Origin of the sequence: Devosia subaequoris, from assembly GCF_014197055.1 — a bacterium.
In the GTDB taxonomy this organism is placed as follows: domain Bacteria; phylum Pseudomonadota; class Alphaproteobacteria; order Rhizobiales; family Devosiaceae; genus Devosia; species Devosia subaequoris.
This window is the reverse complement of the sequence record NZ_JACIEW010000007.1, coordinates 1-15172: the sequence shown is the minus strand read 5'-3', so window position 1 is coordinate 15172 and position 15172 is coordinate 1. Positions and strand designations below refer to the sequence as shown.

The window sequence follows — 15172 nt, the reverse complement described above, 5'->3', positions numbered from 1 at the left end:
TTGAAGCGAAAGTCTACTCCTTTTAAAGCGAAACAATATGCATTAGAAACGAACCAAGATGATGCATGAGGCGGCGAGATGCTGGATATTTTTGTCATAGGTGGCGGAATCAACGGCGCCAGCGTTGCACGCGACGCCGTGGGGCGTGGCTATACCGTGGCTCTGGCCGAAATGAATGATCTGGCATCAGGGACATCATCGGCGGCTACCAAGCTGATCCATGGCGGCCTGCGCTATCTTGAACACTACGAGTTCCGACTGGTGCACGAAGCCCTCGCCGAGCGAGAGGTCCTCTGGGCTTCAGCGCCACATATTATCTGGCCATTGCGTTTCGTGCTGCCGCATCACAAAGGGCTGCGCCCCGCGGCGGTGCTGCGGGCTGGACTTGCGCTCTATGACTATATGGGCGGGCGGCGCCTGCTGCCGCCAACCAAGACGTTGGACCTGTCCAAGGACGAAGCAGGCCAGCCGCTCAAGCCAGGCTACAAGCTGGCGTTCGAATATTCCGATTGCTGGGTGAACGACTCGCGTTTCGTGGTGCTTAATGCACGTGACGCGGCGGATCGCGGCGCCAGCATCCATGTGCGAACCAAAGTGGTTTCGGCGCGGCGTGAAGATGGTGGCTGGACCGTGGAACTGGACGGCGAGGCGGGCAAGCAGAGTGTGCGTGCGCGCATGCTGGTCAATGCGTCCGGTCCCTGGGTGGATGATGTGATTAACCAGGCGATGGGCAAGAACGGGGCGCATAATGTGCGGCTGGTGCAGGGCAGCCATATCGTGGTCAAAAAACTTTATGAGCACGACCGCTGCTATTTTTTCCAGAACAGCGATGGCCGCATTTTCTTTGCCATTCCCTATGAGGGTGATTTCACGCTGATCGGGACGACCGATCGCGACTATCATGGCGACCCCAAGGAGGTGGCGATCACCTCCGAAGAAACCGACTACCTGCTCAAGGCGACTAATGAGTATTTTGCCCAGAGCATTGGGCGCGACGACATCGTCTGGAGCTATTCGGGCGTGCGCCCGCTGTTCGATGATGGCGCCAGTGCCGCCCAGGAAGCGACACGCGACTACGTGCTCAAGGTCGATGGCGATGCGGCAAGCGGGGCGGTGGTGAATGTGTTTGGCGGCAAACTGACCACCTCGCGGCGACTGGCAGAGTCGGTGCTGGAAAAGATCGAAGAGGTTCTGGACAGAAAAGGGCCAGCCTGGACCAAATCGGGCACCCTGCCCGGCGGAGATTTTGGCCCCAAGAGTTTTGACGCAGAACTGCGCCGGCTGGGCATGGACTATCCGCAGATGGATGCAGGCCTGCTCCGGCGCATGATGCGGCTCTATGGCACCAAGGCAAAGGCGGTGCTCGGCGCGGCCCGGTCCGAGGCCGACCTCGGGACACATTTCGGGGCCGATCTTTATGCTGCGGAAGTCAATTACCTGGTTGCCAATGAATGGGCGCGGACGGCGCAGGACATCTTGTGGCGGCGCACCAAGCTGGGGCTGAAGGTCAGTACCGAGGATGCGGCGCGGCTGGAGGAGTATCTAGCCAGCACCGCCCTCGCCAGCTAGCGTCGAGCGGAAATGCCCGCACGGAGCGGGCATGGCAGCATACCGAAAATTGAGCGGGAAGCGAATTCCCCGGGGAGTTGGGCATGACCAAATTCATTCTGGCGATCGATCAGGGCACCACATCGAGTCGGGCGATTGTGTTCGATAGGGAACGCAAAATTGCGGGCGTCGGCCAGAAGGAGTTCACCCAGTATTTCCCGCAGGATGGCTGGGTCGAGCACGATCCGGAGGAAATCTGGGAAAGTGTCGTCTGGTCGGTCAAGAAGGCGCTCTCTGAGGCGAACGTCACGGCTTCCGACATCGCGGCAATCGGCATCACCAATCAGCGCGAAACGGTGGTGATCTGGGACAAGGCGACGGGAGAACCGATCCACAATGCTATTGTCTGGCAGGACCGGCGCACTGCGGCCTATTGCGCAGAGCTGAAAAAGGCAGGGCGTGAGTCTATGGTGACTCAGCGCACCGGCCTGCTGCTCGATCCCTATTTCTCCGGCACCAAGGTGAAGTGGCTGCTCGACAATGTCGAGGACGCGCGAGTGCGGGCCGAGAAGGGCGAACTGGCCTTTGGCACCGTAGACAGTTTCCTGATCTGGCGACTGACGGGGGGCAAGGTGCACACTACCGATGCCACCAATGCCGGTCGGACCTTGCTGTTCGACATCGGGCAGAACCAGTGGGATGCCGAACTCTGCGCCCTGTTCGATGTGCCCATGGCAATCCTGCCCGAGGTGAAGGATTGTGCTGATGATTTCGGGACGGCAGAGGCCGAACTCTTCGGGGCAGCGATCCCGATTCTCGGGGTGGCCGGAGACCAGCATGCGGCAACGATCGGACAGGCTTGTTTTGAGCCGGGCATGGTCAAATCGACCTATGGCACCGGATGCTTTGCACTAATCAATACCGGCACCGAGATGGTGCCCTCGCAGAACCGGCTACTGACAACGATAGCCTATCGGTTGGATGGCCAATCCACCTATGCGCTGGAGGGCTCAATCTTCATTGCCGGGGCCGCAGTGCAATGGATACGGGACGGGCTGAAGCTGGTGAGCCATGCCAGCGAAACTGGCCCGCTGGCGCGCACCGCCGATCCGAGCCAGAATGTCTACATGGTGCCGGCCTTCGTGGGGCTGGGGGCGCCCTGGTGGGATGCTGATGCCCGCGGGGCGATCTATGGCATTACCCGCAATACCGGCCCGGCCGAAATCGCCAAGGCGGCATTGGAAGCGGTTAGCTACCAGACGCGCGACCTCCTTGAAGCCATGCGCAAGGACTGGACAAGCGGCAACACGGAAATGGTGCTGCGGGTCGATGGCGGCATGGTGGCCTCGGACTGGACCATGCAGTTTCTGGCGGACATCCTCGACGCGCCGGTGGATCGACCGACAATTCTTGAAACCACGGCCCTGGGTGCGGCCTGGCTGGCCGGAATGAAAGCGGGGGTGTGGCCCGGCATGGCCGAATTTGCCGACGGCTGGGCATGTGACCGTCGCTTTGAACCGGAGATGGATACCTCCACCCGGAAGGCCAAGATTGCTGGCTGGGACGATGCCGTGCGCCGTACGCTGACGCAGTAGTATCAGCCGCCCTCGCCGGTCTCAGCTCCGGCTTCCGGCTCTACAGCTTCATCAGGTACCAGCTGATTGACATTGGGGTTATCGCGCAGGAAGGCAGTCACCTCACTATCGAGCGCCACCAGAAAGTCGCTGATGCGCTGGCCATTGGAGCCCAGATCATGCAGCGCGCCAATTGAGGCGGAGCGCATATCGACAGCGGCGCCCCGGCCCGAGGCGGTGATAAGCAGCACCGCCTCTTCACGCCAGCCGACCAAAGTGAGAATACGCGCATTGAGCTGGCCCGGTGCGCCAGCAATGCCCGGCTCACGGCGCTGGCGAACATCCCAGCCCTGCACCTGTACAAGATGCTCGACGATGGCAAAAAGCTGCAGCGGATCGAGCGGATAGGTGCGGGTGGTGGCATTGGGGAAGAAGCGCTGCTGCTCTTCCGCTGTCAGCAGCCGCGGCGCGGGCATATCAGCCATGTCAGGTTCGAAAATCAGCGGCAGCTCGCTGCGCGGAGCGGTGGCGATGTCGGTAACGATGGGGTAGCGCAGCGCCTGGGCGCCATAAAATGCGAAGGGCGCGAGGCAAATCAGTCCCAGGAACAGCCCAGATAGCGCCTTGCTCCAGCCCTGATCACCCGTATGCCAGAGGCGCACCAGGCCGACGCACGCGGCCAACACGGCCAAGGCAGCAACCGCCCCGGCGAACAACGCCACGACCAGAAAGGCGCCGGAATCGAGGAAGCGTTCGCGATGCATGAGCACCGGAACGATCGTCAGCGGAACGGCAAGTCCACCCAGCCGCCGCGCCAGCACCGCCCATTTTGAGGTTCTGATCAGTATTCGCACGAAGGCCTGCTCTCCAGTTCGGCGCGCACATTAGCGGCAAGGTCTTTCGCTTGTTTGAATAACTTTGCCGCGACCAGCTAGGGATATAGGCGCGTACTGGTCCAGGCGGCGCCGGGAAGCTCGCGGGTGAAGCGCACGCGATCATGCAGCCGGTACTCACCATCCTTCCAGAATTCGACGGCGGTAGGAACCAGTCGGTAGCCGGACCAGTGAGGCGGCCGGGGCATCTCGCCCTCTCCGATCATGGCGGTCAGGGCCGCCACCTCGTCCATCATCTGCTGCCGGTTGGCCAACGGCCGGGATTGCTTCGAGGTGGCCGAGGCGATGCGGCTGCCCCGGGCGCGAGAGGCGAAATATTCGTCCGCTTCGGCCTCGGTGACCTGCTCCACGGGGCCGCGCATACGCACCTGGCGCCGAAGACTTTTCCAATGCATGACCATGGCGGCCTGTGGATTGGACTGCAATTGATCACCCTTGGCGCTCTCGAAATTGGTGAAGAAACAGAACCCCCGTGCGTCGCGGCGATTGAGCAGCACCATGCGCACATCGGGAAGCCCGGAGGTATCGGCTGTGGCCAGGGCCATGGCGTGAGGGTCGTTGGGTTCGCTGTCCTCGGCCATGGCGAACCATTCCTCGAAGATGGCGAAGGGGTCGAGTTCGGTGCGGTCGGTATCGTCGAACAAGCGTTCCGTCAGGGTCTGCAACATAGCGATATTTCCTGCGCTTTGCCCCTGCCACAACTGGACAAGGGCGGGGGGCGTGGCCATATAGGACTTCAAATACGGGGCGAACAATGCCCCCAATCAAAGATTGGAACCAATGCGCGATCCTTACACCGTACTTGGGGTGTCGCGGTCCGCAAGCGAGAAGGACATCAAGTCCGCCTATCGCAAGCTGGCCAAGAAGTATCACCCCGACCAAAATCCTGACGACCCCACGGCGCACGGCAAGTTTGCCGAGGCAACGCACGCCTATGACCTGCTCAACGACACCGAAAAGCGGGGACAATTCGACCGCGGCGAAATCGACGCTGACGGCAATCCGCGCTTTGCCGGATTAGGTAATGGCGGGTTTGGTGGTGCGCGCGGCGGTGCTCGGCCCGGCGCCGGTGCGGGCGGATTTTCCGCTGAGGACATTCTCAAGGAGTTCATGAGCGGCTTCGGTGGTCAGCCGCGGGGCGGCGCGGGTGCGCGGGGCGCGGCGGGTGGCGCGCAATGGGACCCGTTTACGGGCACGGCGGCCGGTGGCGCTGGCGGTCGCATGGGCAAAGGCGACGACGTGGTCGTCAACGTCACCATATCGCTCGAAGATGCGCACAAGGCGGCATCGGTGCCGGTGCGCATGCCGACGGGCAAGGTGCTTTCGGTCAAGCTGCCCGAGAAGGTCGAGGAAGGTCAGCAGATCCGCCTCAAGGGTCAAGGCTCGCCCAGCCCCTATGGGGAACCGGGGGACGCGCTGGTGACGGTGCGCTTTGAAAAGTCGAAGACCTTCCGGAAGGACGGGCATGATGTGCGCACCGATGTTCCGGTGACCCTCTATGAGGCCGTGCTGGGCGCCAAGGTGCGCGTGCCGACACTGGATGGCTCGGTGGAATTGACCCTGCCCCCGGGCATGGATACCTCAAAGGCCCTGCGCCTCAAGGGCAAGGGTCTCTATGGCGACGGCGATCTGTATGTGAACATCCGTGTGGTGCTGCCGCCGGGGGGTGATGCGGACCTGGAAGCGCTGGCCCGGTTCATGCGAGATCAGAAGCCGTATAGGGTGCGCGACTAGGCTCTTGGCGCGGCTGCCCGTTTTAGACGATCGTTGATCGCTTCGCCCAGCCCCGTCTCGGGGATGGGCGCGACGGCGATCATCTGGGCGCCCATCGCATCGAGTTCATGCAGCATGGAAAAGAGATTGCGCGCGGCTTCGCGCAGATCGCCGCTTTCCGAGAGGTTGCGCACGAGGCTGTTGTGCGGCGCCAGTTCACCAAAAGCCAGATAGGCCTCGCCCGGCATCGGGGTGGTATTGAGCCGCAAGGCGGCATTAGGTGCATAGTGGCTGACCAGCATGCCGGGTGCCGCAATGGCCGCGCCCGCTTCGGCCTGTTCCACCTGCCTGCCCGTGGCGTCTTCAATCTCCTGGCGAGACAGTGCGCCAGCGCGGAGTTGAACCAGCCGATCGCCGTCCACCGCAATAATTGTGGATTCAACGCCAGCCTTGCAGGGGCCGCCATCGAGCACGGGCACTTCGCCAACAAAGCCCCTGTCGACCTGCCCGGCGGTCGTGGGGGAAAGCTTTCCCGAGGGGTTGGCAGATGGTGCGGCAAGCGGCCGGTCAGTGGCGCGCAAAAGGTCAAGGGCCAGGGGATGATCAGGCACACGCAGGGCGACCGTATCTAAGCCAGCGGTGGCAATGTCGGCCAGACCGTGCCCCGGGCGAAGCGGCAGGACGATACTGAGCGGGCCGGGCCAGAAGGTATCTGCCAGTTGGCGCGCCAGGGGTGAGAACAGCGCAAGGCGCTCGGCCATGCGCACGTCGGCGCAGTGAATGATCAACGGATTGAAACGCGGCCGGCCCTTGGTCTCGTAGATGGCAAGCACGGCATCGGAATTGGTCGCGTCGGCGCCAAGCCCGTAAACCGTCTCGGTGGGGAAAGCACACAGCTTTCCCGAGCGCAGCAGTGCAGCGGCTTGTTCAACGGTTGTGTGGAACGGGTCAGACATGAGCGGTGTTTGACAACAGGGCATGGCCGCGTCAAGACGAGATGGAACATGGATGCAGCGCACCACGGGAAACCGACCTGGATTTTTCCGCGCCCTGCCTTGAGGAGAGCCAGGTGACGACGCTCCTGATCAGCCAGCCCAATTTTGCCGATCACCTGACCCCGCAGGGACACCCAGAGCGCGCGGATCGCATCCGGGCGGTGGAAGAGGCACTTTCGGGGCCCCAATATGCTGCGCTCAAGCGCCGCAGCGCGCCCTTTGGCGATATCATGCTGGCCGAACTGGTGCATGACGGGACCTATCTCTCCCGTCTGCGCGATGCACGGCCTGCTGAAGGCATTGGGCAATTGGATGCCGACACCTTTATTTCCGACGGTTCAATGGGGGTGGCAGCGACAGGCCTGGGTGGCGCGCTGGCCGGACTGGATGCGGTGCTGCTGGGGGAAGTGGACAACGCCTTCTGCGCCATTCGTCCGCCCGGACATCACGCTGAAATCGCCCTGCCCATGGGGTTTTGCCTGATCAACACCGTCGCCATCGCGGCGCGGGAGGCGCAGCGGAAATATGGTGCTGAACGAGTGGCGATTGTCGATTTCGATGTGCACCACGGCAATGGCACGCAGGACATTTTCAAGGACGATCCGAGCGTGTTTTACGCGTCAAGCCATCAAATGCCGCTGTTCCCCGGCACCGGCAGCCCATCGGAAACCGGGGTGGGCAATATCGTCAACGTGGCCCTGCCAGCCCAGTCGGGCGGGGAAGCGATGCGGGAGGCCTATCGTGATATCATTTTGCCGGCACTGGAGAATTTCGCACCCGACCTGTTGCTGATCTCCGCGGGGTTTGACGCCCATGTTCGCGACCCGCTGGCGCAGCTGGAATGGGTGGACGGCGATTTTGGCTGGGTCACGGCAGAGTTGATGGAGGTGGCGCAAAAGCGCTGCAGCAATCGCATTGTGTCACTGCTCGAAGGTGGCTATGACCTCAAGGGGCTTGCAGGGGGTGTACGGAGCCATGTTTCGACCCTCCTGGACCTGTAAGATGAACGAGATTTGAGCGAGCGAACGAGAATGGCTGACACGGCACATGACGATGTGAAAACGCTGAGCTTCGAAGCGGCGCTGGAACAGCTCGAGCAGATCGTGGCCAAGCTCGAAAGCGGCAAGGCCCCCCTGGCAGAGTCGATTGCCATCTATGAGCGCGGCGAGGCTCTCAAGGCCCACTGCGAAACGTTGCTCAAGACCGCCGAGGCGCGGATCGAAAAGATCACGCTCAATCGCGAAGGCAGGGCCGTGGGCACCGAGCCGTTGGACGCCGGCTGAGGCCTTTCGCGGATAGGTTGCCTTGAGATGATGTGTTCACCCCCTCCTAGCTGCGCTAGGATCCAGCGACCACGCTTTACTACCTCCTCCTTTAGGAGTGATGTGGCGCCGAGACACCTTTGAGACGCAGATGACGACCAACAACACCCTTCGCAATTTCCGCATCGTGCTGTGGGTGCTGGTGGCCGTGGCGGCGATCGGGGCAACGGCGCTTTATGTATTCCGGCCGCCGCAGCGACCGCTGGGTGTCACAGGTCAGGAATTTGCACTCGCTTCGACGCAGGGCGGCAGCTTCACCCAAAACGATCTGCGCGGGACGCCAAGCCTGGTCTTTTTTGGATTCACTTACTGCCCAATAGTCTGCCCTACAACCTTGTCCGAAACGACGGCATGGAGAGAACAACTCGGGCTGACCGCCAGCGACTTAAGGATCATATTTGTTTCGGTAGATCCTGATCGTGACACCCTGGACATGGTCAAGGGCTACGTTGAAGGTGTCGATCCGACCATCATAGGCCTTGTTGGAAGCGAAGCTGAGACTGAGCGCGCCAAGTCAGCGTTCGGAGTGTTTTCGGAGAAGACCGGCGACGTTGACAGCGAGTTTTACGACATCAATCACACCGCGTTGACCTTTCTGATTGACGCAGATGGCACCTTTGAAGGCACGATCGCCTATGAGGAAGCCAGTGACTCCGCCCTCGCCAAGATCGAACGCATGGTCAAGGGGTGAGCCGCACCCGGCTCGACCTGGCGCTGGAACAACGCGGGCTGATGCCCAGCCGGGCACGCGCCCGCGACGCCATTTTGCGCGGGACGGTTTCGGTCAATGGCGCGCCAGCCAAAAAGCCCAACCAGATGGTGGGGCTCGATGATGTGCTCGCGCTGGACGATCCCGCGGCAGGCTATGTGTCCCGGGCGGCGCTGAAGCTGATCGCCGGGCTCGATGCCGGAAAAATCGATGCTGGCGGCAAGACCTGCCTCGATGTCGGTTCATCCACTGGCGGCTTTACGCAGGTGCTGCTTGAGCGGGGCGCGGCCAAGGTCTTTGCCGTGGATGTAGGGCATGACCAATTGCACCAGAGCCTGCGGGATGATGCGCGCGTGGCGAGCCTGGAAGGCACCAATGCCCGGGATCTCGACCGAGAAACTATTGCCGAACCAATCGACCTTCTGGTCTCAGATGTCAGCTTTGTGTCGCTGACCAAGGTGTTGGCGGCCCCGCTGGCCCTGTGTGGGCCTGTGGCCGACGCGGTGATCCTGTTCAAGCCGCAATTCGAGGTGGGGCGGGAATTTGTCGGCAAGGGCGGGATCGTCAGCGATCCGGCGGCCATGGAACGGGCAATGGCCGAGGTGGAGGCTTTTGTGACCGGCGCTGGGTTTGTATTGCGGACAAAGGTGGTTTCGCCAATTGCCGGCGGTGATGGGAATATCGAGACGGCGCTGGTGTTCAGGCGGCTCTAGGCCTGAGCCCACGCCTCATAGGGGCCGCCGGCGATCAGGGCCCAGTAGAGCTTGCCCGAATTGGTGCGGGCAAAGGCCAGACCGAATTCGGTGAAGCGATTGGAGAGCAAGGTGTTACGGTGACCCTGCGAAGCGAGCCAGCCTTCGATGGCGGCGGGGAGGGTCTTGTAGCCTTTGGCGACGTTTTCACCCACCGCAAGCAGATAGCCGGCTTCCGACACGCGCTGGCGCAGGGTGACACCGAGATCGTGACTGAGCGTGTCCTTGCCGGCCATCAGCCGGGCCTGCGAGCGGGCGGCGGCTTCCAATTGTGGATTATAGCGCCAGCTTCCGGCCCCGTTGGCGCGGCGGACGGCGTTGACCGTCGCCACGATCTGGTCGCGCGTGAGGTCTTCGGGCCGGTCGGATACCTTGGCGGGCAGGGGGGGGATGGTTGAAGCGCAGGCCGAAAGCAGGGACGCGGAGACCAAGACCAGGACGGCACGGCGGGTGTAGCTAGTCATGGGGTCAGGCCTGATCATATGCACTCAAGAGATTGGGGAGAATGGCAAGATCGGTGGTGACGGGATTGCCATCAACCAGATCCCAGCAGACCGAAAGGCCCGAATGGGCGGCAGCAAAGCCGAGCACGCGCTTGCGGTTGAATCCCAGTCGCGCGGCGAAGGCATCGGCCATGGCGTTGATGCGCTTGGGATCGGCCGCCAGTTTGGTGGCGCCGGGCGGATTGCGAAAGGCGTTGGCGACTTCGTAGTGCGGATCGCCGATCAAGCCCTTGGGATCGATGGCCAGCCAGCCACGATCGGACGAGATGATATTGTCGTGGTGCAGGTCGCCGTGCAGCGGAATCTCCGGCATGGGCTTGTCGAAGAGTTTTAGCGCAATTCCGGCACAGCGCGCGTAAAGATCACGCGCTGTATGCGGCCATGCGCGCACGTCGGTATCGAACAGAGCCTGGAAGCGTTGCCGCAGCGGCAGCAGATCGGCCGGTGCATCATCGCGGTGACGATGGAGGTTAGACACCACGGTCGCCAGAGCTGTGGTGGCTTCAGCATCACGGCCATTGCGGGCCGCTTCACCCAGGGTGCCGCCGTCGAGCCATTCCATGAAGATGGTATCGCCATGCATGTCGAAGACCGTGGCGGCGCCATCGCCACCATACCAAGACAGCAGGCGAGCGCCCCTGCCCTCCTCTCCCGATACAGCAGGCTTGAGGATCTTGAGGGCCGCAAAGTTGCGCCCATTCTGTTCTACGCGGAAAATCCAACTGCGCGGCGTCTCCGCCACAGGCGTGGACTTGGTCAGGGACCAACGGATCATGGCACGGCTCAACGCCGTTTCGACTGGGGACTGATTCACCATTGCGCCATTAGAGCAGAAGCGAGGAAACGATTCGACGGTTCTGTGCTGTTGGCGTGGAAAGGTGATGGAAGTGGGGCGGAACGTGTTTGTTGGATACCCCCACCTAACCTCCCCCTGATAGGGGGAGGGACCGATCGAGACTGTCGATCTACGTGATCTTGTAGGCGTCCTTAGCCGCTTGATAGCTCAAGTGCCGGGCGACTTCCTCGGCGCTTGCCTTGCTCAGACGATTTTCGGCGACCCAATTGGCGAGGAAACCGCTGACTTCGCGGCGCCAGACATCGTGCCGGGCGGGAATGGAGAGCAGAGCGCGGGTGTCGTCGTTGAAACCGGCGAGATTGTAGAAGCCAGCGGTTTCGACGACCTGGTCGAGATAGCGGCGGATGCCCTGCGGGCTGTCGTGGAACCACCAGGGCGGACCGATCATCAGCGAGGGCCAGTAGCCGGCCATGGGCGCCAGTTCGCGCGCATAAGTGGTCTCGTCGAGCACGAACATGATGATCTGCAGGTTCGGTTCGTTGCCGCAACGGCCCAGAAGTGCCTTGAGGCCGCCGACATAGTCGGTTGGGCCCGGGATATCGGCGCCCAGATCGGCGCCGCGCTCGTCGAACAGCAGCGGATCGGTGTTGCGGCGCGAGCCGGCATGGATCTGCATGACCATGCCATCTTCAACCGAGAGAAGCGCCATTTCGGTGAGCATCTGGGCGCGGAACAGTTCGGCGTCATTGGCGTCGTGCCGTCCGGCCAGCACCTTTTCGAGCAGGGCCTGCTTTTCGTTGAACGGCAGATCGGCCGTATTTGCCGTGGGGACGCCGTGATCGGTGGCCACGGCCCCGTATTTGCGGAAATATTCGCGACGCTTGCGATGGGCGTTGATCAGGCCGTCCCATTTGCTGATATCTTCGCCGGTGAGCTCGCCGAATGTATGCAGGTTCTCGACAATCGCGGCGCGGCCGGGATCAGTGACGTCATCCGGGCGATAGGTGGTGCGGACCTGGCCAATGAGACCCTGTTCCGACATCGACTGGTGATGGGTCAGCGGATCAAGGGCGAATTCGGTGGTGGCGATGACCTCGACCTTGAAGCGATCGAGAATGGCGCGTGGCAGCAATTCGGGCGAGGACAGCTTGGCGTCGATGGCGTCATAAATGCTGTCCGCCGTGGCGCCGGACAGTTCCTCGGTAATGCCGAAGACCGCGTGCAAGGAGTGATCGACCCAGGTTTTCGACGGAGTGCCGGCGAACAAATAGTAGTTGTCGGCAAACAGCCGCCAGGCCTTGCGGCCATCGGTTTCAATGGCCCTGCCATCCTTGCGGGGGATGCCCAGCGCATCATAGCTGATGCCGCGGCTCTTGAGCATGCGCAGCACATAATGATCCGGCGTCAGGAACAACGCGGTAGGGCTGGCGAAGCGGCCGTTCTGCGCGAACCAGGAGGGATCGGTGTGACCATGCGGGCTGATCAGCGGCAGGTCGCTGACGGCGCCATGAAGATCGCGCGCGATGGAGCGCGCCGGGTCGGAGGCAGGAAACAAACGGTCAGGATGGAGATGGCTTGGCTGGGTCATGCCGGTGGTTGTGCCACGTTCGCCAAGCAGTTTCAACATCTTCCATACAAGATGCAATGGAATGCAATTTAAAACAAATTAACCGTGATCGAACAACCAGCTTGGATCGCGCGAGACGCGGAGTACCCTCGGTTCGGACAGGGTGAGAAACGGCCCAGCAAGGCGGCTGCCCGGCAAACACTGAGCGTTCCTTTCAGGGAAAGCGTGTTGTGAAGGCGGCAGGATGGTTCATCTCGAATTCAATCAGTCTGATACGGGCCTGGCCGGTCTGCGGCAAGGAACGCAGCGCCATGTGCAAGCACAGCACCGGCGGTTGATGGTGCTATCTGGATTTGCGGGTGCCCTTGCCATGGTGGGGGTGGCTGCGGCGGTGCTCAGCGCCCTGATATAACCTCAGGCGCTGGCAGAAACGCGCCGGGGCAAATCAGGCTTCTGGCCAAATAACTGCAACATGGCGGCGACGTCATCGGCCGATACTGGGCGCGAGAACAGATAGCCCTGCCCCATCTGGCAACCGTATCCACTTAGTATATCGGCCTGCCGGCCGGTTTCTATACCTTCGGCCACGACGCGCATGTCGAGCTGTCGGGCAATGTCGAGAATGGCCCGCGTTACCACACCGCTCGGCTGGTCGACGCCCAGCCTCTCAACAAAAGACCGGTCAATTTTGATAATATCGACCGGGAAACTGAGGAGATGGGTGAGCGAGGCATAGCCCGTGCCAAAATCATCCAGCGCCACGAGCAATCCTTGCGCGCGGAGGGCCTCGACGGCCCGGGGCACGGTTTGATCACTGTCGCCCATGAATACAGCTTCGTTGACCTCGAGTACGAGATGTTCGAGGGGGACGTTTTGGCGGGCAAAGGTCTTCTGGATCCGCTCCGCGAGGTCACCGCGCCGAAAATCGCCCGTGGTGACGTTGATACCCACATGTTGAAACGGAAGACCGGCGTCGAGCCACGCGCGTACGTCACGCGCCACATGTTCGAGCATCCTGGCGGTCAGATCGCAAGCGACGCGCGGGTCCTCAAGCCCACTCTGAAACGCACTGGCCGAGACAATGGTGCCGTCCGGCATGACCATGCGGGCGAGCGCCTCTACGCCGACGATTTCGGCGGTTTCGAGCCGAACAATGGGCTGGTAATGTGGGATCAGGCGACCCTCGTTTAGGGCTACGCCGAGCCGGCGCACAGTAGCGATCCGCTCAACCATTTCGGTGCGCAAATCCGGGCGGAAGCCAACATATCCGCCGCGGTGGGTTTGCTTGGCCTGATAGAGCGCAAAATCCGCATTCTGGCACAGCGTATCGGAATCGACACCGTCGACGCCGAACAAGGCTCCGCCCAGGGTGACATGGGCATCGACGGTCTGATCGCCGACCGCGACCATGCCGGCGGCGGCGGAAAGCACACGGGCAGCCGCGGCCGCGAGGTTGGCGTGGTCGGCGCAATTGGAAACCAGCATGGCAATTTCATCACCACCCTGGCGGCAAACCAGGATATCGGGACCGCATTGGCGCAGGCGGTCGGCAATGACGCAAAGGAGCGCATCCCCTGCGGCATGGCCGATACTGTCATTTACCAGCTTGAGATAATCGATATCGAGCAGGATGAGCCCGAAGGGGTCGCCAACCAGGATGCGTTCGGCGAGCGCCGCGTTGAAATGCGCCCGATTGGGCAGGCCGGTCAACGCGTCGAAATAGGCCAGGCGCTGGTTCTTGACCCGAACATTCTCATGTTCGATCACCAGGGCACAAAGGTGGACGCAGGTGGCAACCACTTCGCGTTCAAAATCGGACGGACCGCGCTTGGTATCGTAGTTGAAGGCGAAGGTCGCCACGACCTGGCCGTCACTGTTGTGAATCGGACTGGACCAGCAGGCCTGCAGTCCGAGCGGCAGAGCGAGTGCCTTGTAGTCGGCCCACAGAGGATCGGTTTCGATGTCGGTGACAAGCACCGGTTCGCCGCGCCAGGCTGCCGTGCCACAGGATCCGACGCAAGGGCCGACAGAAATCCCGTCGATGGCACTGCAATAAGCGTTGGGCAAGGTGGGGCCGGCGAGTGAATGCACCTTGCCATCTTCGATCAGCAAGATGGAACAGGCGACACCGGGTACGCAATTTTCGATGCGGCGGCAAAAGATGTCGCCAACTTCGGCTAGTCCCTGGCCACGTGCCACGGCCTCCAGGACGTCGGTCTGTACGCGGAGCAAGAGTTCGGTATTGCCTGCCACCGTGCTGGCTCCCAGTTAGCTAGGGAGGCACAGTAGCCGCAGGCCGTAAAGCAAATATGTGCGGAAAAGCGCAGTTTGAAACAATTTGCGCGGCGCGTCCGTCCCGCGAATAGAGGCCCCACGATCGCTGTTGCCACGGCCACGGCAACAAGCGCTTAGCGGGCCCATTTGACCGGCGGGCGCCCAGTCCTATCGCGGTATCTCACCTCGGCCCTGCTGACCTGTGGCGAAATCAATCAGGCCATGTCCGCGTCAATTGGACGCCTGGAGGCAGTCTTCAAAAGCGCGTGTCGATCCACTGGACTCGTCCCCATGTCGCGCCCTTGTCGCGTGGCGCGGCCGTACGAGGTGCTGGATTCTCAGCGACTTGGCTGAACGCAACATGCGCGACATGAAACAAGACATGCGCGACTCGCGCTCGTCAGCAACTTATTGATTTCATTGGGGAAATGGTGGTGCCCAGAGCCGGAGCCAATTCAACTGACTGCCTAACAGTTTCAATAGCTTAGTTGAGTATTGCGACCCGTCAATGGCCAAACTTGGTCTA

Annotated in this window: 15 protein-coding genes; 8 read left to right on the top strand and 7 right to left on the bottom strand. The window is 61.7% G+C overall.

Features of this window, described 5'->3' with window-relative positions; translation table 11 throughout:
- Positions 1-78: 78 nt before the first annotated feature.
- Positions 79-1569: a glycerol-3-phosphate dehydrogenase gene (glpD, locus tag GGR20_RS13745; RefSeq protein ID WP_183311944.1), complete on the top strand. Its 1491-nt coding sequence runs from the start codon at positions 79-81 to the stop codon at positions 1567-1569.
- Positions 1570-1652: 83 nt separating this feature from the next.
- The gene (gene glpK, locus GGR20_RS13740) at positions 1653-3143 is read left to right on the top strand and encodes a glycerol kinase GlpK (protein ID WP_183311943.1); all 1491 of its coding nucleotides are present in this window, start codon (positions 1653-1655) and stop codon (positions 3141-3143) included.
- Positions 3144-3145: 2 nt separating this feature from the next.
- Here the strand turns inward: glpK and GGR20_RS13735 are convergent, their stop codons facing one another.
- Together GGR20_RS13735 and pdxH are read right to left on the bottom strand one after the other, a co-directional pair.
- Positions 3146-3976: a DUF1499 domain-containing protein gene (locus tag GGR20_RS13735; protein ID WP_183311942.1), complete on the bottom strand. Its 831-nt coding sequence runs from the start codon at positions 3974-3976 to the stop codon at positions 3146-3148.
- A gap of 77 nt (positions 3977-4053) precedes the next feature.
- Positions 4054-4683 carry a pyridoxamine 5'-phosphate oxidase gene (gene pdxH, locus GGR20_RS13730; protein WP_183311941.1) on the bottom strand — a complete coding sequence of 210 codons (630 nt, stop codon included), beginning with the start codon at positions 4681-4683 and terminating at the stop codon, positions 4054-4056.
- Between the two features lie 112 nt (positions 4684-4795).
- On the opposite strand from pdxH, the gene GGR20_RS13725 reads away from it, so the two are divergent.
- Positions 4796-5749: a DnaJ C-terminal domain-containing protein gene (locus GGR20_RS13725; protein WP_183311940.1), complete on the top strand. Its 954-nt coding sequence runs from the start codon at positions 4796-4798 to the stop codon at positions 5747-5749.
- Here GGR20_RS13725 and GGR20_RS13720 read toward each other — a convergent pair.
- On the bottom strand, positions 5746-6684 hold the full coding sequence (locus GGR20_RS13720; protein ID WP_183311939.1) for an L-threonylcarbamoyladenylate synthase: 939 nt from the start codon (positions 6682-6684) through the stop codon (positions 5746-5748). The two genes, GGR20_RS13725 and GGR20_RS13720, sit on opposite strands and share 4 nt — an antisense overlap.
- A 113-nt stretch (positions 6685-6797) precedes the next feature.
- Between GGR20_RS13720 and GGR20_RS13715 the strand changes: the two genes are divergently transcribed.
- From GGR20_RS13715 to GGR20_RS13700, 4 genes are all read left to right on the top strand, one after another.
- Positions 6798-7724: an arginase family protein gene (locus tag GGR20_RS13715; protein ID WP_183311938.1), complete on the top strand. Its 927-nt coding sequence runs from the start codon at positions 6798-6800 to the stop codon at positions 7722-7724.
- Positions 7725-7754: 30 nt separating this feature from the next.
- On the top strand, positions 7755-8006 hold the full coding sequence (locus GGR20_RS13710; protein WP_183311937.1) for an exodeoxyribonuclease VII small subunit: 252 nt from the start codon (positions 7755-7757) through the stop codon (positions 8004-8006).
- A gap of 130 nt (positions 8007-8136) precedes the next feature.
- The gene (locus GGR20_RS13705) at positions 8137-8736 is read left to right on the top strand and encodes an SCO family protein (protein WP_183311936.1); all 600 of its coding nucleotides are present in this window, start codon (positions 8137-8139) and stop codon (positions 8734-8736) included.
- Between the two features lie 41 nt (positions 8737-8777).
- A complete protein-coding gene (locus GGR20_RS13700; protein WP_183312142.1) occupies positions 8778-9467 on the top strand; it encodes a TlyA family RNA methyltransferase in 690 nt (229 codons plus the stop codon).
- Here the strand turns inward: GGR20_RS13700 and GGR20_RS13695 are convergent.
- From GGR20_RS13695 to uxaC, 3 genes are all read right to left on the bottom strand, one after another.
- On the bottom strand, positions 9464-9970 hold the full coding sequence (locus GGR20_RS13695; RefSeq protein WP_183311935.1) for a CAP domain-containing protein: 507 nt from the start codon (positions 9968-9970) through the stop codon (positions 9464-9466). The genes GGR20_RS13700 and GGR20_RS13695 overlap by 4 nt on opposite strands.
- A 4-nt stretch (positions 9971-9974) precedes the next feature.
- On the bottom strand, positions 9975-10784 hold the full coding sequence (locus GGR20_RS13690; RefSeq protein ID WP_183311934.1) for an aminoglycoside phosphotransferase family protein: 810 nt from the start codon (positions 10782-10784) through the stop codon (positions 9975-9977).
- Between the two features lie 190 nt (positions 10785-10974).
- The gene (gene uxaC / locus GGR20_RS13685; RefSeq protein WP_420827448.1) at positions 10975-12432 is read right to left on the bottom strand and encodes a glucuronate isomerase; all 1458 of its coding nucleotides are present in this window, start codon (positions 12430-12432) and stop codon (positions 10975-10977) included.
- A 184-nt stretch (positions 12433-12616) separates the two neighbouring features.
- Here uxaC and GGR20_RS13680 point away from each other — a divergent pair, with 184 nt between their 5' ends.
- Positions 12617-12784 (top strand): hypothetical protein, encoded by a 168-nt coding sequence (locus GGR20_RS13680; protein WP_183311933.1) that lies wholly within the window; start codon positions 12617-12619, stop codon positions 12782-12784.
- 2 nt (positions 12785-12786) lie between these two features.
- On the opposite strand, the gene GGR20_RS13675 is transcribed toward GGR20_RS13680, so the two are convergent.
- Complete coding sequence (locus GGR20_RS13675; RefSeq protein ID WP_183311932.1) at positions 12787-14625, bottom strand: EAL domain-containing protein; 1839 nt, start codon at positions 14623-14625, stop codon at positions 12787-12789.
- Positions 14626-15172: the final 547 nt, after the last annotated feature.